General features: G+C 45.8%; 21 protein-coding genes. 13 read left to right on the top strand and 8 right to left on the bottom strand.

All coding sequences use genetic code 11. The features are described from left to right. Positions 1-44 precede the first annotated feature (44 nt). Complete coding sequence (locus MUK70_RS21250) at positions 45-575, top strand: hypothetical protein (protein WP_234655035.1); 531 nt, start codon at positions 45-47, stop codon at positions 573-575. 28 nt (positions 576-603) lie between these two features. Further along, positions 604-1,215, top strand: coding sequence for a DUF3455 domain-containing protein (locus MUK70_RS21245; RefSeq protein ID WP_234655034.1), 612 nt, complete (start codon positions 604-606; stop codon positions 1,213-1,215). Positions 1,216-1,482: 267 nt separating this feature from the next. Here the strand turns inward: MUK70_RS21245 and MUK70_RS21240 are convergent, their stop codons facing one another. The 6 genes from MUK70_RS21240 to MUK70_RS21215 are packed head-to-tail and all read right to left on the bottom strand — an operon-like array spanning position 1,483 to position 6,471. Then, positions 1,483-3,270, bottom strand: a complete 1,788-nt coding sequence (locus MUK70_RS21240; protein WP_234655033.1) for an NRDE family protein — start codon at positions 3,268-3,270, stop codon at positions 1,483-1,485. After that, complete coding sequence (locus MUK70_RS21235; RefSeq protein ID WP_234655032.1) at positions 3,258-3,764, bottom strand: hypothetical protein; 507 nt, start codon at positions 3,762-3,764, stop codon at positions 3,258-3,260. The genes MUK70_RS21240 and MUK70_RS21235 overlap by 13 nt, the downstream gene beginning before the upstream one ends. A 53-nt stretch (positions 3,765-3,817) precedes the next feature. Beyond that, entirely contained in the window at positions 3,818-4,216 is a 399-nt protein-coding gene (locus MUK70_RS21230) for a DoxX family protein (protein ID WP_234655031.1), read from the bottom strand. After that, positions 4,216-4,656 carry a YHS domain-containing (seleno)protein gene (locus MUK70_RS21225; RefSeq protein WP_234655030.1) on the bottom strand — a complete coding sequence of 147 codons (441 nt, stop codon included), beginning with the start codon at positions 4,654-4,656 and terminating at the stop codon, positions 4,216-4,218. The genes MUK70_RS21230 and MUK70_RS21225 overlap by 1 nt, the downstream gene beginning before the upstream one ends. A gap of 15 nt (positions 4,657-4,671) precedes the next feature. After that, positions 4,672-5,139 (bottom strand): YHS domain-containing (seleno)protein, encoded by a 468-nt coding sequence (locus tag MUK70_RS21220; protein WP_234655029.1) that lies wholly within the window; start codon positions 5,137-5,139, stop codon positions 4,672-4,674. Between the two features lie 45 nt (positions 5,140-5,184). Then, positions 5,185-6,471: a spondin domain-containing protein gene (locus MUK70_RS21215; protein WP_234655028.1), complete on the bottom strand. Its 1,287-nt coding sequence runs from the start codon at positions 6,469-6,471 to the stop codon at positions 5,185-5,187. 138 nt (positions 6,472-6,609) lie between these two features. Between MUK70_RS21215 and MUK70_RS21210 the strand changes: the two genes are divergently transcribed. From MUK70_RS21210 to MUK70_RS21180, 7 genes are all read left to right on the top strand, one after another. Beyond that, positions 6,610-7,314, top strand: coding sequence for a response regulator transcription factor (locus MUK70_RS21210; protein ID WP_234655027.1), 705 nt, complete (start codon positions 6,610-6,612; stop codon positions 7,312-7,314). 1 nt (position 7,315) lies between these two features. Next, the gene (locus MUK70_RS21205) at positions 7,316-8,818 is read left to right on the top strand and encodes a HAMP domain-containing sensor histidine kinase (RefSeq protein WP_234655026.1); all 1,503 of its coding nucleotides are present in this window, start codon (positions 7,316-7,318) and stop codon (positions 8,816-8,818) included. A 138-nt stretch (positions 8,819-8,956) separates the two neighbouring features. Continuing rightward, entirely contained in the window at positions 8,957-9,235 is a 279-nt protein-coding gene (locus MUK70_RS21200; RefSeq protein WP_234655025.1) for a DUF4242 domain-containing protein, read from the top strand. Positions 9,236-9,382: 147 nt separating this feature from the next. Beyond that, a complete protein-coding gene (locus tag MUK70_RS21195; RefSeq protein ID WP_234655024.1) occupies positions 9,383-9,883 on the top strand; it encodes a GNAT family N-acetyltransferase in 501 nt (166 codons plus the stop codon). 299 nt (positions 9,884-10,182) lie between these two features. Beyond that, the gene (locus MUK70_RS21190) at positions 10,183-11,562 is read left to right on the top strand and encodes an alpha/beta hydrolase family protein (RefSeq protein ID WP_234655023.1); all 1,380 of its coding nucleotides are present in this window, start codon (positions 10,183-10,185) and stop codon (positions 11,560-11,562) included. Positions 11,563-11,672: 110 nt separating this feature from the next. Further along, entirely contained in the window at positions 11,673-12,023 is a 351-nt protein-coding gene (tnpB, locus tag MUK70_RS21185) for an IS66 family insertion sequence element accessory protein TnpB (protein WP_255716374.1), read from the top strand. Between the two features lie 65 nt (positions 12,024-12,088). Continuing rightward, complete coding sequence (locus MUK70_RS21180) at positions 12,089-12,694, top strand: plasmid partition family protein (protein ID WP_234655021.1); 606 nt, start codon at positions 12,089-12,091, stop codon at positions 12,692-12,694. 57 nt (positions 12,695-12,751) lie between these two features. Here the strand turns inward: MUK70_RS21180 and MUK70_RS21175 are convergent, their stop codons facing one another. Together MUK70_RS21175 and MUK70_RS21170 are read right to left on the bottom strand one after the other, a co-directional pair. Beyond that, on the bottom strand, positions 12,752-13,162 hold the full coding sequence (locus MUK70_RS21175; RefSeq protein WP_234655020.1) for a hypothetical protein: 411 nt from the start codon (positions 13,160-13,162) through the stop codon (positions 12,752-12,754). A gap of 149 nt (positions 13,163-13,311) precedes the next feature. After that, positions 13,312-14,208 (bottom strand): helix-turn-helix domain-containing protein, encoded by an 897-nt coding sequence (locus tag MUK70_RS21170; RefSeq protein WP_234655019.1) that lies wholly within the window; start codon positions 14,206-14,208, stop codon positions 13,312-13,314. A gap of 256 nt (positions 14,209-14,464) precedes the next feature. On the opposite strand from MUK70_RS21170, the gene MUK70_RS21165 reads away from it, so the two are divergent. The 4 genes from MUK70_RS21165 to MUK70_RS21150 are packed head-to-tail and all read left to right on the top strand — an operon-like array spanning position 14,465 to position 17,028. Then, entirely contained in the window at positions 14,465-14,878 is a 414-nt protein-coding gene (locus MUK70_RS21165) for a (R)-mandelonitrile lyase (protein ID WP_234655018.1), read from the top strand. After that, positions 14,875-15,945 carry a carboxymuconolactone decarboxylase family protein gene (locus tag MUK70_RS21160; RefSeq protein ID WP_234655017.1) on the top strand — a complete coding sequence of 357 codons (1,071 nt, stop codon included), beginning with the start codon at positions 14,875-14,877 and terminating at the stop codon, positions 15,943-15,945. The genes MUK70_RS21165 and MUK70_RS21160 overlap by 4 nt, the downstream gene beginning before the upstream one ends. After that, the gene (locus MUK70_RS21155) at positions 15,945-16,451 is read left to right on the top strand and encodes a cyclophilin-like fold protein (protein WP_234655016.1); all 507 of its coding nucleotides are present in this window, start codon (positions 15,945-15,947) and stop codon (positions 16,449-16,451) included. The genes MUK70_RS21160 and MUK70_RS21155 overlap by 1 nt, the downstream gene beginning before the upstream one ends. A gap of 10 nt (positions 16,452-16,461) precedes the next feature. Further along, positions 16,462-17,028, top strand: coding sequence for a sugar O-acetyltransferase (locus tag MUK70_RS21150; protein WP_234655015.1), 567 nt, complete (start codon positions 16,462-16,464; stop codon positions 17,026-17,028). Positions 17,029-17,072 lie beyond the last annotated feature (44 nt).

The raw sequence follows: 17,072 nt of genomic DNA, 5'->3' as shown, positions 1-17,072 counted from the left end.
GGGCAAATCATTTCAGAAAAATTCATCTACTGATAATTATTAAAATGAAAACAACATTAAACTTTAATGCATACCTGACTTTGGTCAAAAACTTTCCTACCTACCTTTTCGTCGGTGCCATAAGTATTTTCTTCACATCCTGCACCGAAGAGCAGCGGAAGGATCACGACCCAGTGGTGGAGCAGGAACTAAATCAGGTCCGGCAGGCCGTTATTCCTTTCCGGGATCTGAACAAAGCTATTGCAGAAGGTTACGATCAGGAAGTAACGGGTTACCGGACGCAAATGGGTTTTCATTACCTGAATACAGATCTGCTAGACAATAAATTCGAAATAGGAAAGCCCGAAATACTCTTGTATGCGCCTTATGGTAAGGATACAATGAAACTGGTAGCAGTCGAGTACGCCACGCCTATCAAGGACATAAAAAATCCGCCTGCTGTCCCCGAAGGTTTTACGGGTAAGGACGATGAATGGGAGATCAACACAGAATTTAATTTGTGGACGTTGCATGCCTGGGTTGAACTGGATAATACGCACGGCATATTCGCTCCTCACAATACTAAATTACCGTGATCCATTCATGGTGTAAACACTGATTACAATGTTCAAAATATTTCATTCGTTCACAGCTCAGGTGAGAATGGCTGTATTCGCCGCAGTCTTTCTGACCGCATGTACCGACCATGTTGATCCGGACACGTCATCGCCAGCTTTTAAAATTTCCCAGGCTCTGGCATTGCCTATCCCTGCGGCGGTAGCATTGCCCGCTAATCCTAGTGGAAACAGTCCAGTGGCAGTTTATTTTGCAGAAGGCGTGCAAAAATACAAGGCTCAGGAACGACAGAATAGCTATCCGACAGCATATGAATGGGTATTTATTGAGCCAGAAGCTGATTTATTCGCTGTTTCAAATGCGAAAGTGGGACGGCATTTTGGCGGGCCATCCTGGACGGTTGATGCGACGAATTCGTTGATCGTAGGCCAGCAGTTTTCTCCGGCGAAAACTGCTAGCGTAGATCCGCAGCACATCGATTGGCTGCTCTTAATGCCAAAGACAGGAACAATACCCAATGGCAGATTTGAAGATACCGATTATATTCAGCGCATTGCAACGAAAGGAGGGAGGGCACCTGCTGTCCCGCCAGGCAATGCGCTGGAAACCGTCGACGTTCCTTACACGGCTGTGTATATATTCTCAAAAATCAATCCCTGAAAGCAAGTTCTTATAAGAGATTAACAGTTATGTGTTGCCCTTCGGGGTTACCAAATTTTTGAAACACATCAGTTACGTATATTATTGTGCGTTATGTTATTGTTGTTGCGAAGGCTCTGAGTGAATGACGGAAAAATTACTTTCGCGCACAAAACAGGCAGCCCTTTCGATTAGGAGTTCACCGGCGCAAACTTAACCTTCTTTGCGAATCTGATTTCTTAATTGAAAAATCGGTACCCAGGGCACGGCTTCCTTTTGAAAACGTAGTTAATGTTGGGCTTGCATTAGATTTAAATGCTTGTCGTGCGCCCTTTTCATTTCCAAACCTTCTTTCAGGCTCATCAAAGGCTGTTTGCCATTATGAGCATTGATCATGCTGATCTTGAAAACGATTTTCCAATGTCGGTAAATCTCCTTCCATGCGAAAAACAACGAGTGGGCGGGGTCGTAAATGTGTGTGGGTTCGCTGCCTGTACCATTCAATTCGATGATCGAAAAATGTCTTCCGGCTTCGAGTTCTTCCCAATTTTTAAAGCGGATATCCAGTCTGCCGAAATAAAAGCCGGGCACCTGTGTGCATACCTTATCGATCATATCTGTTAGGCCAGGTGTTATGCGGCTATGCAGGTCAATGAACCTGGATCCACGGATATGATTGCCGTACGGTACCAGGGTAAGTATCTCCCCTGAGTCAGGAATGTTATCAAATTGATCGCCAAAGACAGCGGCCAATGCGTGCAGCTGCAAAACAGCTCGGTCATTTTGCATCAGTAGAGACAGCAGACTGGTCTGTCCATCTCCGGTCACGCTTAAAAACTCTTTCCCGACAATACCTGATAGTTGCCCGTTTTTATTTCCTGGAATACGGTAATAAAAAATGCCGATCTCATGGGAATAGTCGATATACTCCTGTAATAGAAAGTCGACCTTGGTGCGAGATCGATAGGTGTCCAAGTCAGCCGGCTTACGTAAAAGTTCAACTTGAATGCCGCGCTCGCCGATATCGGGTTTGGCAATCAAAGGGAAATCAAGAGAGGACTCGCGGAGCACCGAATTGATCTCCCCAGCCGACATTCCGGTTTTGCAAAGTACGCCTTTTGGATATAACCCTTCCGGCAATAATGGGTAAATATCGCTTTTGCGTTCCTGGATAAAACCGGAGTATGCTATCCCGGGATTTGCCGCACTGAAAAACAACAATGACCGGGCCCGCAAGCTGAGCCATAACCACAGCGGGACCAGGGGAAGATACAAGCATGCGAATGGCCAGTATTCCCAATGTCTGAGACGGATCCAAAATCTCCGGGTTTTCCAATAAAAACTGTTAAACAATAATGGCGTGCCAGGAGCCTGTGTTTGCATGCGTTTGGCAGCGACTTCGCCCGAGTGCAGATCATGATAAAGCACGCTAGCCCGCCTGTCAGTCGAAAGCGCTAACAAGGTGACACTCACCGTCCGGATATTTGCATTATGAGGCGCATTGCTGGTCTCATACCTCATGTTGGCGCCTAGGTGAAAGTCCGCCACAGCTTCCGGTTTTACCGGCCTGGTCTCTTTGAGCCACTGTATTAGGGCGTTTTCACGTTGTAATTGCATATCGCGGTCATATAATGTTACTGACGCCCAGATATGTGGTTTGGTCGCGTCGAGCTCAGTGAGATGTTTATGGTCCCCGTCCCACGTGCAACGCCGAAGTCTTCCTTGGGTTAAAAGAATGATGGTGAATGGCTCAATGGCTTTAAGGTCCATAGCCTGGAAATGGTCGGCAGGCGAATTTGTACCCATTATATCCAGCATGATGAGTCCCCGGCTTTTGCGGTACGGCGTCTGGTAAGAATGATTTTTAAAACCGCCGTTTAAGAGCACTGCTGCCGAACGGTCACCGTTCAGAACGATCCATGTCCCGCCTGCCTGCGCATCTTTGGGGTAGATCATTTCAATTTTATTTACGCAATAGCACTCGGGCGGCACTGCCGGAGCCCGGTCAATGCGTTCGTCCCGGTTAGAGGTGAGGAAAATGCTGTTTTCAGCCGGGATGTAGGTTACTGTACACATTTATCCTGATGGTATCGGATTGTCGAATTGGCAACGCCGAAATCCTCAGCCAGCTCAATGGTAGATATAGCTCTGATACCGATCTTCAATATCGCCATATGGTGCACTGTGTGTTCGAGGTTGTACAGCAGCTCGCGCTCGTAGCTAGTCTGAACATGAAAATTCGGCGTTCCGCTGCTCGGTTTATAAGCCAGCAGCAGTGTTTTATTATCATATTTGAGGTTCGCGATAATTTGGCGGAGTTTTAATATAGCGCAATCCAGGTGGTTTTCAATAGCCTTTTCCCGGCGTCTGGCATCGTAATCCACACAGCCGACAAGATAGCCCTGTTCGAGCTCCTGGAAAAACTCAATGATGTGCCGCACATGCATACCCAGCGAAGCTTCCGACAATACGGGAATTTTGCTGATATACTGCACATCGCTAAGCCTGCTCAGGACATCGCCGAGTTGTTCCAGCAGTGGAATCAGTGATGTTGTTATTAGTCTGTTCATATCAATCGTATGGTCAAAATCAGCCAGTACCTCGCAAGGCACCGGCTGATCAATTAATGTTCACGCATTCTAATGCCTGACAAACTGCTACGTTGCCAATAGGCCAGAATCAAACAGCTTCCCATCACCAGCACCGCGTAAATAAACAGCTGCCCCGAATCGCCTTGCACTTCAATACCCAGACGTGTAAGGTGCATAAATATCGCGCCGGTCATTACGCCGATCCCCACCAAGGCTCCGTAAGCTGTGGTGCGTGGCACCAGAATCAATACCGAAGCGACCAGTTCAAAAACGCCGACCAGTATACGGCCCCATGGCTCCATCCCCAGACTGGAAAAGATGTAAACGGATTCCGGGGCTGCGGTAAATTTGAAGAACACGGTTTGAAGCATGATCCCGGCGGAGGCCAATCTGAGCAGCCATGTCCAGGTCTTTTGAGTTTTACGCCTCATTATTGCTTGTCTTTGATCAGTGGCCACTCTGTATCGGCTTTCCTAATGAGCTCATCCCACTTTTTCGACCAGTTTTCCTTCACTTTCTGGTTGTAATTGAAGTATAATTTATCGTTGACGATGGTCCAGGTATCCGTTTCAGTAGGAGCTTTGTGACCTTGGGATGTTCCGTAGGCACAATAGCCGCCGTATTGGGGCATATACATGTCGGGATTTGCTTTGAATGCATCCAGGTTGGCGCGGTTGGCAAATAGCCACTGGGCATCTTTGTATTGGTAGGATAAGCTATCGGCCCCGGCAACAGGTCCGGCATCTTTGAAGAATGCCACTACGTCATATCCTTTAATGGCTTTGCCACCGGGTGCGAATATCTCTGATTTTTGAGCATAACTGCCCAATGCAGTTAGTATGAAAGTCGTTGCTAAAATAATTTTTCTCATGATGTATTTTGGATTTTAAGGTACAAATTTGCTCCAGTTCTTATTCGCCTGCGCTTTTAGACGGGCTTCGTCCTGATTCCAGCTTTTAAGGGTGTTGTTGAAATACTTATTGTAAAAAAGATAAAGCTTACCGTCAATGACTTTGAAAGTTTCGGGATCAACTTCCACCTTTTCCCCTTTCTTGCCCATTGCAAATGCACACCAGCCGCCATACTGAGGTTCGTAGCGGGCAGGGTTACCCGCAAATTCATCCCGGTTCTGTTTGGACATAAACCGATAGACAGTTCCGTTGAAGTTGGTCGAAAACTCCTTTTTACCTTCAAGTGCCTTGTTCATCGTAAAATATGCAACCGGATCATAGCCTTGAATCGCCAGCCCGGAACCTTCCAGGTTAAATTGCTTTTTACGAATCTCGACCGTTTGCGCAAAGGCTTGTCCAAGACCGAGCGCGAGCAATAAAAAAATGCTGATTTGCTTTTTCATTAGATTGAATTTAAAACCCGTTGCATTGCCACAGCGAGGCGTGGGTTATTGCAGCGTAACTTTGATCATGCTGCCGATCGCTGGCAGCGTGGTGAATTGGTTAGGGTTGGGGACCAGAGCAATGGCTTTACTCTCTGCCAACGGCGTTCCAGCCAGATTAAACTGGGTAATACCTGCACCGGGAAATTGGTCAATGGCCGTACCATTATCATATAATCCGATGGAGCTGGAAACATCTCCCGTGGTGCTTCCGTCAATACCATTGCCTTTCGGGGCAAAAAACCAGTCGTTCGAAAATCCGTACATGGTTGCAATCGCGATGCGGTCGCCGGGCATAAGTGACAGTGACTGGGAAACTTTGCCGCCGGGATTTCCGCCGATTTTAGGCAACAACACAGTGCTGTTAGGTTCTTTGAGAACGTAAACATTTTTAACGCCACCCTTACCCGTCAAGGCCTTAGCCAACATGTCGGCATTGCCTTTTTGTGCCAATTCCTTCAATCCTTCGCCCCTGTCGTTTTCCCCGGACTTGAAAAAAGGGTTTTCACTACCGTTGTAAACAATCACAAGGATTGGCGACAGCGGAGTGAATATGCCTGTCAGACCGGTCAGCATTGCACTCATTGGTCCATTGTCGCCTGCTTCGGCAATGCGTGTCAATGCTTCCGTTGTAGCCTTATCTTTGGAATAGATCGGTTCGGGCAAAAGCAGGTCGTTGCCCGCCACATAGGAAATCGCCCAGTTGCCTGGACTGAATGGTGTTTCGTTAGCCGTACCGCCTGACTGGTTTTTGATCGTGACAGTGAACATTGAACTGCCGTCATAATTTAGCGACACCTTCATCAATTGCGATGCGGGCAGAAATGCATGGCCATAGTCGTCCATGCCATTCACTTCCTTGATGTTTCGTTTCGCAGCTTCTGCCGTGCCAGGGTGCACGAGGGCCATTCCTGGTTTGCCGTTCACCCTTGTCCCGTTATCCCATAGTTTGATCTTCGACGAAATTTCTCCTGTAATGGGCGTTCCGTCGTCACCATAGAGCCTTATACCCGGATTTTCTGGTGCAAAAAACAGGTCATTGCTCCACCCGTACATGGTGGCGAAGGTCAGGCGCTGGTTTTTGGATGCCGAAAATGAGAAAGATATGGATTGCCCGGGCAGGATTACAGGGGGAGCGCCGGCCCCCTTGAATGTTCCCGACTGTACCAACGGTCTGCTGTCAAGGACATTCTCGATTGAAATAGTCCTCGGCTGTGGTTGAGGATCGTGGTCCTTCGTACAAGAACTGAAAATAAGGGCTGTCAGCGATAGCCCAAGCAGTGGTTTGATCATATCCGGTTGTGTTTTGCGTGTTGGAATGATGCAAAACAACGGAGACGATATCCCACCGGCGTTACGGAATTATAACAAAAGTATCACACCGGTTTTTGTGCTGTTTTATTTATGAACTTGCAGAAAATCAGGGGGCAAATGGATACAAGAAATGTTTTGATCATTGAGGACGACAGCAATATCACAGAGCTGCTGACCATCCATCTATCTGATCTGGGATGTAAGGTGGTTGCTGAAAAAAATGGGCAGAATGGTCTTGAGAGGGCATTGGATTCGGCATTCGAGCTGATTATCCTGGATGTAATGCTGCCAGGCATGAATGGGATGGAAGTGTGCAGAAAGGTAAGGCAGAACGACCGACAAACGCCAATAATGATGCTTACTGCGCGGTCAGAAGAAATTGATAAGGTTATGGGCCTTGAAACAGGCGCCGACGATTACCTTACCAAACCCTTCAGCATCAGGGAATTTATTGCACGTGTACGCGTCATTTTTCGCCGGAGCGAAGAAAAGGCCAGGTATAGCACGCCGCGGCCACCGCAGATCAGCATTGCCGGTCTTGAAATCGATATTGAGAAACGTAAAGTTATGCTACTCGGGGAGCGCATCGAGCTTTCGCCGCGTGAATTTGAGCTGATCGTCCTGCTGGCTTCCAATCCTGGCAGGAGTTATAGCCGCAAACAGCTGCTGAGTCTGGTTTGGGGTTACGATTTCGAAGGCTATGAGCATACGGTTAACACACATATTAACCGGCTCAGAGGAAAAATTGAAGTGGATGTTTCCAATCCGTCATTTGTATTAACCACCTGGGGCATTGGCTACCGATTTAATGAAGACCTGTAATATGTCTGTAAAAACCATCCGTGGAAACCTTTTATTCTGGAAGATCAGCGGCGTATTTGCGAGCCTTTTACTAGTGCTTGCCCTGGTGTTCGTCTTAATTGGATCGCGGTTTTCCAAATCGTATTACATGGCCGCTCATCAGCAGCTTTATGGTGACATTGCGGGGCACCTTGCCTCTTTTACCCAACCTATCAAAAACGGAAAGCCTGATACGACGGTTACGCACGATATCATACATGCAACGATGGTGGCCAATCCGAGTGTGGAAGTATACCTGCTCGATACACTCGGCAAGATCACCGATTATGTAGTACCCCAAGCTACCGTTCAAATGAACAAAGTCGACATGGCCAAGGTCAGGGAATGGCTGGCGGCCGATTCAAGCAAGCGGCCGCTGGGAGATAATCCTAAAAATCCCGACGAAGCAAGCATTTTCTCTGTCGCACCTGTTTTTGAAAATGGGAAGGTGGCGGGGTATGTATATGCGGTACTCGCAAGCGAAAAGCAAAAGGAGATTCTCGGCTCGCTCAATGATGACCTTTATTTCCGGCTAGCTGTTTACATATTTTTTGCGGCCCTGCTAGGGGCGTTTGTGGTGGGGGTAGTGACTTTTTTTCTGATCACTGATAGCATCTGCAGCATTGCGGGCGTAGTGAAAACCTTCAAGGATGGAGACTACTCAGCTAGGATACGTGGCTACGCAAAGGGTAATCTGGGTGTACTCACTTCTACCTTCAATGATATGGCCGATGTCATTGTCGATAACATCGAAAAGATCACTGCGGCCGATCGGTTCCGTCAGGAGCTGATCGCGAATGTGTCGCATGACTTGCGGACGCCGCTTTCGATTATGCAGGGTTATGTGGAAACGCTGATGATCAAAGGTGATTCCCTGTCCCACGCGGAAACCGACCGGTATCTATCCATTGTCCACGAGGGCACTAAAAGGCTTTCCGGGTTGGTGGATCAATTGTTCCAATACTCGAAACTGGAAGCCAATGTCGTTACACCGCAAAAAGAGCTGTTTCCGATAGGCGAGCTGGTCTCTGACATTGTCAGTGCCTACCAGCTGAAAGCCACGGAACGCAGTATCCGCCTGACACTCGAAGCACCCATCGTTCTGCCGACGGTATTCGCGGATATCGCACTGACAGAGCGGGTTTTCCAAAACCTGCTTGACAATGCTTTCAAATTTACTCCGGATGGCGGGCAAATATCAGTAGGCCTCCTCGAACTCGGCAACGGCGTTAGGGTAAGAGTTACGGACACCGGCGTGGGGATAGCCAAGGAATATCAGGAGCAGATCTTCGAACGCTACAAACAGGCCGACCTGCATATCGCATCCTCGAATGGGATAGGACTGGGGTTGGCTATCGTCCGAAAGATCCTTGAATTACATCATTCTTCCATTGAGGTTTTAAGTGAACCGGGAAAGGGAGCCGTATTTGAATTTGTCTTGCAAAATGGATTCCATTCTGTTGTAATCCCTAATAGTAGTAAGTAGATGGTTTCGATGAAAATTAAATGCACCTGCTATTCTAAAATAGGGAATTTTGCTTAGTAATATGGGCAATAATACCAAAATCCATATAACCAGTGCGCGATACCTTTGTGACCAAATTGTAAACAAATAAAAAATCACATGAAAAAATTTGTTATCGAACGAGATATTCCTGGTTTGGGAAATCTTTCTGGAGAAGAATTGCAGGCTATCTCGCAATTATCGTGCGCCACAGTCAGCGAACTCGGTGTGCCTTATCATTGGATACAATCATTTGTGACAAATGATAAACTTTACTGTGTCCACATTGCTGAGTCAGAGGAGGTGATACGAGAGCACGCCCGGCTTGGAAATTTCCCAATTAATTCCATTGCGGAAGTTAAAACCATCATTGATCCCACTACCGGCGCAAATACCTAGTAGCAGGCACAATTCCATCGCGAAGATAAAGGTTGTTATGGCCATATCCGCTCCGAACATTTCCGAGGCGGATATTATTGCTATTTGACCAATGGCAACAACAATGATATAGTCAAAACGACCCGCCCTAAAATGTTATTAACGATTATGGAATTACCAGAAAAAGAAAGCCAGTTAGTAATTAGTTCCCAGATTAGGATGTTAAACGATAACGACAAAATTCCTTACAATTTACTGTTAGATGCTGATCCTTCGAAAAAACTAGTTGATAGTTATCTATCAAGCGGAGAAACCTATCTTACAGTGATTGAAAATGAAACAATTGGAGTTTGTGTACTTGTCACTGTGAATTCCGAAACTATTGAGATAAAAAATCTTGCCGTTGCTGAGAATATGCGAGGTCAGGGAATTGGAACAAAAATGATAAAAAATTCCTTTCAAATTGCTAAACAGAAAGGATATAAAACCATTCTTATTGCTACTTCTACCCCTAATATAGGGCCACTATATCTTTATCAGAAAATGGGATTTGAATATGATTACCTCGTCAAGCATTATTTTGACAGTAACATTAACAACTATAATGAACCACTATTTGATCATGGAATTAAATGTAATCATCTAATAGTACTCTCAAAAAGGTTATAAATACATGTAAATAAGAGAACTAGTACCTAATTGAACCGCACAGGTACCGACTTACTGTTTTTAATTTTTACGACTATGATTTCTAGTGAGTGGGTATCCTTTGCTTTTTCAATAACTCATTACTAACGGATTGCTAATTTTAGCATAAATTTGACAACTGCACAATGACTAGTTTTCAGTTTTCTTATCTCAGTTGATCGGTGAGTTGGGAGAGTAGGTAACCCACTTCGGTGATTCTGTTAGGATCTTTACTGCGACCAATCCATCTTAAATTTGTTTTTAAATTGCTGCTATAATCTATGAATAGCTTGGATATCCTGATTTTGGTAATGCTGGCGATCACTACAGTCTATGTAATAATCTCTTCTAAGCGGGCCAACAGCATACTGACTATTTCAACAGGCTTACTAGCCCTTTTATTAGTAATTCAATTTTTTTGGAAAGGTTTCTATTGGCAATATATTCCAACTTATTTGCAGAGCTGTTTGTTGATGATCGCAATCTACGGCAAACTAGGATCGCGTCGAAAACTTCTGCACCTTAGTTTAGGGATCTTAACGGTCGTTGCCCTGGTGCCCTGGGCTATTTTTCTACCAGTTCCTAGTTTAACAAAGCCTGTCGGCAAGTATTCTGTCGGAACCCAGATTTTTCGCTGGGTAGATTCAACCAGAGCTGAACAAATAAGCGAGGACCCTTTTGATAAGAGAAATGTAATTGTTCAAGCTTGGTACCCAACACAAGGGGACGCGAAAGGAACCCACTCACTTTACCTGGATGGGTTGCCCACTTTACCGCCAAAGGTGAGTGTTATACCAAGCTTTTTAATGGACCACTACGATCAAATTGATACTTATGCATTAATAAATGCAGCACCAGCAAAAGCTCGGGAAAAGTGGCCTGTTGTGCTTTTTCTGCCAGGCTATGGAGCCGCGCGCGCGTTTTATACCAGCCTTGCTGTTGGCCTGGCAATTCATGGCTACGTTGTTCTCTGTCTGGATCATCCCTATGAAGCCGCTATTACGCAACTAGCAAACGGCAAACTGGCCACCACGATTGAAAACTTTCAACCGGGGGATCCTGACCGACTTGGGTTTATGAAAGACCGGCTCGACATTCGTGTTGCTGATGTGAAGTTTGTAATCAATCAAATAGAAAATAAAAGTTCTAATGCTGATACTTTTTTCACTTCCCTTGACCTGAACCGGATTGGCATCGCAGGTCATTCTTTAGGTGGCGCTACGGGTGCATCAGCCATGGCTGATGAGTCGAGAATTAAAGCAGCGGTCAATATAGATGGCACCCTGTACGGCGGGTTACCCAAATCAACTGTGTATCGTCCTTTTCTATTAATAGAAAGTAAAAAAGATGAAGTAGATCGGTTTGAAAGATATGAAGCGGGCAATCAGGCGTTATTCAAGCAATTTCACGGTGGGTATCGATACGAACTGGAAGACGCCGATCATTACAGTTTTACGGATGTACCGCTCCTGTTAGCACCTCCTGCGCGCCTGTTGGCGGGGTATGTTTTAAGTATTGGTCAACAATCGAAAAAAACGCATAAGGCAACTGTCAGCTTATTAGATGCGTTTTTCGATCATACGTTAAATGGCAATCCATCTCAGATTGACGCCGTTGCTAACCGCTATGAGAGTATCGCGAGGAAATCAGTTGCGTACTAACGTTCATGCAGGTCCTTCAACATGCGCTAGCGGGAATTACTTTTCCATCGGGAGCGCGTGTAGCACTATTCGGCTCTCTGGACGCATCTTTATCAAGAAGCTGATTATTTATGCTGGCTTTATCTTACAGGTGCCGTTACTTTTTATATCGGATTCCAACCGACATGCGCTTTGGCATATACAGCCTGGCTGGCCTAGTCCGCAATGAGTTGAGCTTTGATCCAGCAAGCGGTGATGTATTCGTTTTTCTTGGCAAACGGCTTAATCAGATTCATCTGCTGCAGTGGGACGAGGGTGGGTTTGCTCTGTATGTCAAAAAGCTGGAACAAGGTACTTTTGAATGGCATAAAGGAGAAAATATCCATCACCAGCCAGCAATTGACACCTTTTACAAGGTTTATTGCTGGATTCAGTCCGCCTCAAAAAACGATATCAGTATAAAGCAGCTGTCAATCTCATAGGAGAGATCTATCTAAAAAGGGCCATTATAACTTATTTCGGCGGATTTTGTATCGTATCTTCAGGTATGGAAGATGCAGCGACGGATTATAAATTACTTTATGAGCAGGCGATTGCCGCACATAAAAAATCGCTGGAATTGATATCCGAAAAAGATAAACAGATCCAGGCTCTAAACTTTGAGCTTGATAAATACAAGCGGTATATATTTGGCAAAAAGAACGAAAAACTGGCTCGTTATCTCGTTGATAAAACAATCAAGTTCGAAAAACTATTCTATCATGCCTCTCGGGCCTGGAATGGTCCGACAGTGGCAATGCAGGTAGACAGCAGCAAAAGCATGTATATGCGATATACAAACAACACTGGTAGTTTAGAAAGAGGTTTGCCAACGGGCAGGTATAAGGCCGTATTGGACGATGATACTTACAACGAATTGATAAAGCAATTACAAAACTGCAATTTGAGAACCCTTAGATTTGGAAACATTAAGGGAAATGATGCACCTGATATCACCTTGATAGTGTATTTCAATGGCAAGCGGAAATACTTGAAGTCTATGTTTCCTCCCAGGATCTCCGAAGAGCTCTTGACGTTTATCATGTTGCGATTGCAGGGTTATGGAAAGTTGATCCCAACTGATGAAAACAAAGACTTGGAATGGCGCCCATAAAAAAAAATTGGAAGCGATCATCTGACTGGACTATCTCATCCAAAATTTGCGCAGCCCCTATCTAGCCGACACCATTTCATTGTTCAAGAGCTGATCTTCGGTGGTCAGATGAAAATTTTCGACTCCCAGAACGCTGTTATCCAGTATCTTGGTAAATTTTCGTCCGGTGCGGATAAGGACGGCGCCGAGGTATCTCAACCGGGTCAGGTCATTGTATTTGTAAGGTTCTTCTTCGTGGACTCTGTTTGCCCGGGGCTTGTAGAGCACATAAATTTTAACTTTCCGATATTCAAGTGAATCACCCGGAAGCTGGACATAGGAGGCAATGATGTTGCGGAAAACCGGCTCCCAATTGACAACATAGGCGTCTTTCGGCAATCGTTCAACGATCTCGATCTGCGAGAATGCGGGGACACAAAAGCCTACGATTATCGCTAATGTCAGCGGTATAAATCTGCACTGTTTCATGATCTGTTTTTTTGAATGGGATGGGGCATATAAAAATCTTGCCAGAGCCGCACGCGCCGCATCAGGAAAACAGCGGTATAAAAAACAGAATGTTTGGCTGGCTTTTGTTTCTATCTTAGGATGTGGTGCAAGATAAAGTGATGGGATCATTAATTCAGATTCCGGTATTCATTGGGCGTAACGCCGGTTTTTTGTTTAAAAAGCCTCGTAAAGTGCTGCTGATACTTAAATCCCAGTTGGTAAGCAATTTCACTGAGTGGCTGGTTCGCTTCGAATATCTTGACTTTCGCCTCATCAATTAACCTGGATTGGATGAAGTCCAGCGCAGTATGTCCGGTCTCTTTTTTGATTAAATCACCAAAATAATTGGGAGACAAGTTCAATTTCTCTGCACAATAGGCAACACTGGGCAAGCCTGATGTCTGCGATTTTCCCGATTTAAAATAATCATTGAGCAGCTCCTCAAAACGCACCAGAATGTCTTTGTTGACATTACTGCGGGTGATAAACTGACGGTCGTAAAACCGCATGCAATAGTTGAGAAACAGTTCGATATTGGAAACGATCAGCGTTTTGCTATGCTTGTCAATGTTCTGGTCAATTTCGGAATTGATTTTTTCAAGGCAATCCACAATCGTTTCTTTTTCCTTTTTAGACAAATGCAACGCTTCATTAACTTCATAGGAAAAGAAAGAATAATCCTTGATCATCCGCCCCAGATGCGTTCCGGCGATCAGATCGGGGTGGAAAACCAATGCGTAGCCCGAGGGTTTGGTGACCACGCCTTTGCTATCGATGCCGTAAACCTGCCCGGGTGATATGAAAACGAGCGTTCCGTCATCGTAATCGTAGGGCTGGCACCCATAAATGATGTCGCCGCATTTGATGTTCTTGAAAAAAACAGCATAAATCCCCATGTAGCGCCGGAAGTGCTGCACAGTGGGAATTTCATTGAAGTTGATCACACTCACCAGCGGATGCAGCGTCTCCACACCGATCCAGTTGTTGTATTGCTTTACCGTATCTATTCTTTCTACCTGTTCCATATTCCGGCAATTTTAAGACCAAATATAACACTGCTTGCAAGACCGATGCGATGTAATTATCCTAATCAGTAAAAGTGGTAAATATTCCTGTAACCTGTATAAAACCAGTGCGCGTCCGGTGGACGAACTTTGTCCTATTCAATGTCACAAAAATCGTAGAACAATGATACTCGTCAATAAATCAATAACTTACATTATACTGCTCGGAGCAATGCTTTCGACTGCGGCGTTTTCACAAACTAAAAATCAAGCGAGCATGACACAGACGGATGACACACCGCTTTTTCCAAAAGGGAATCCATTGCCAGGCACTTATTTCACTGGAAATGCCTTCCTGACGCCAATGATAGCGAAAGATAAAAACAATGATTTCATGATGGGCAGCGTGACATTCGAGCCAGGAGCACGCACCAACTGGCACACGCACCCGAGAGGACAGGTTTTGATCGTCACCGGGGGAGCAGGTTTTTATCAGGAAAAAGGCAAACCAGCCCAGCCCATTAAAAAGGGCGACGTTGTCAACATCCCGGAAAATACAGAGCACTGGCACGGAGCAGCCGCAAAAACCAAAATGGTACATATCGCAATCACTAACTACGAAGGAGAGACCAATGTAGTTTGGTTAAAACCGGTTTCGGAGGAAGATTACAATGTCGCGAATAAACAGTGAAAACGATCACCATGAGCCGGTTCAAACTTCTCTCACTGCTTATTTTCGTTCTCAGCTCGACTGCGATGAATGCACAAGATAAATCAGGCGAAAGCCAGGCGTTAAGCCCTCAGCAGCAAAGCATTGCAATCATTGCCGCATTAACTGCGGCCGGCGATATGGAAGGCTTATCCACGCAGCTCCATGCAGGTTTGGATGCGGGGCTGACGGTTGAAGAAACCAAGGAAATCCTGGTTCAGCTTTATGCTTACTGCGGTTTTCCAAGAAGTCTGAACGCCATCACCACATTGATGAATGTAGTCGAAAAGCGGAAGGCAAGTGGCAAGAACGACCAGCAGGGGAAAGCAGCATTGACTGGAAATAAACCTGCCGACAAATACGAGCAAGGCCGGAAAGTGCTGGAAACTTTGACCAAAACAACACAGACAAAACCAGCTCCCGGCTTCGGCGAATTTGCCCCACGGATCGATGCGTTCCTGAAAGAACATTTGTTTGCCGACATTTTCGAAAGTGAGGTGCTGACTTTCCAGCAGCGCGAAATAGTCACTATTTCTGCATTAACGGCCATGCCGGGCGTCACATCGCAGTTGCAGGCTCACGTGAAAATGGGAACAAATACAGGCATCACCGAAAACCAGCTCGCCGAAATTGCCGACCTGATTGAAAAACACGTCAGCAAAACACAGGGAAACACATTGCGAACAATCATTTCGAAACCTTTGACCCCTGTCATCGAAAAAGACATGATGGTAAGGATCTCCGAAATAGAGATTGTGCCGGAGTTTCTGGCGGAGTACAATGCCATTTTGAAAGAAGAATCCTCAGCCTCGGTCGAAAAGGAGCCGGGCGTGCTGGCTATTTTTCCAATGTCAATCAAAGAGCAGCCCAACCAGATCCGGATCGTGGAGATCTATGCCGATAGCGCCGCTTACCAGTCGCATTTGAAAACCCCGCATTTTCAGCATTATAAAACAACCACGCAAAAAATGGTCAAAGCCTTAAAGCTCGTGGATATGCATGCGCTTGACTCGGACACGATGCTGGAAATCTTTAAAAAATTGAAATAATGAAAAATGCATTCATACGAAAACAACAATGTTTGACACTGGCACTCGGTATATTTTTACTCGGGATTATGGCTTGTAAATCAGACGGTAACATTCCCGCCGAAAATCTGGAAGAGGAGGTGGATGAAACCGGTGCACAGCCGGGGGATTCAACAGGCAACCGGTTGAGGATCAGGATTGGGTCGGCGATTTTTTCAGCTACGCTTTTGAATAATGCCACGGTAAAAGCATTCAAAGCAAGGTTGCCACTGACGGTGAACATGAGCGAGCTGAACGGAAATGAGAAGCTTTATAACTTCCCATCCAACCTTCCTGCAAACGCTTCAAACCCCGGCACGATCCGAAATGGCGACTTAATGCTTTACGGTTCCAACGTGCTGGTATTGTTTTACAAAAGTTTCTCAACACAGTATTCATACACCAGGCTCGGGCGTGTGGATGATGCAACAGGCCTTGCCTCAGCCGTGGGTGCGGGTAATGTAACGGTGAGTTTCGAATTGGAATAAAGAAAACAGCATGCATACGGAAAAAGACATTTTCGCTCGGTTACAGGCCGGTGAGCTGCTTCGGAAAGATGATCCTGAATATGGGAAATTTGCGGAGGCAGTTTCCCGGACGATCCGGTTGTGTGTGCAAATGAATGCAACCGCGATGGAACCGGACCAGATGCGAGCGCAGCTTAGTGAAATCATTGGCAGTGAAATAGACGAATCTACAACCATTTTCCCGCCGTTTCATACCAACTTCGGACGGTCGATACGGCTGGGGAAAAATGTATTTATCAACCATGCGTGCTCGTTTCTGGACATCGGCGGGATCACGATCGAAGACGATGTACAAATCGGTCCGCGGGTGAACCTTACTTCCGAAAACCACCCGCTCGATCCCGGCAACCGCACCACACTCATTCCCAAACCGATTGTTATCAAACGAAATGCATGGATCGGCGCGGCGGCTACAATCCTTCCCGGCGTGACCGTGGGCGAAAATGCCATTGTTGCAGCAGGCGCGGTTGTCAACCGCGACGTTCCTCCGAATACAGTCGTGGCAGGAATTCCAGCAAAAATGGTAAAGCAGCTTTAATAATAAGTTTTTCTTGCAGCCAACATTGAAATGCTTCATGCTCA

This window comes from Dyadobacter chenwenxiniae, assembly GCF_022869785.1.
In the GTDB taxonomy this organism is placed as follows: Bacteria; Bacteroidota; Bacteroidia; order Cytophagales; family Spirosomataceae; genus Dyadobacter; species Dyadobacter chenwenxiniae.
The sequence above is the reverse complement of the archived record's forward strand: the minus strand, read 5'-3'. Positions and strand labels throughout refer to the sequence as shown.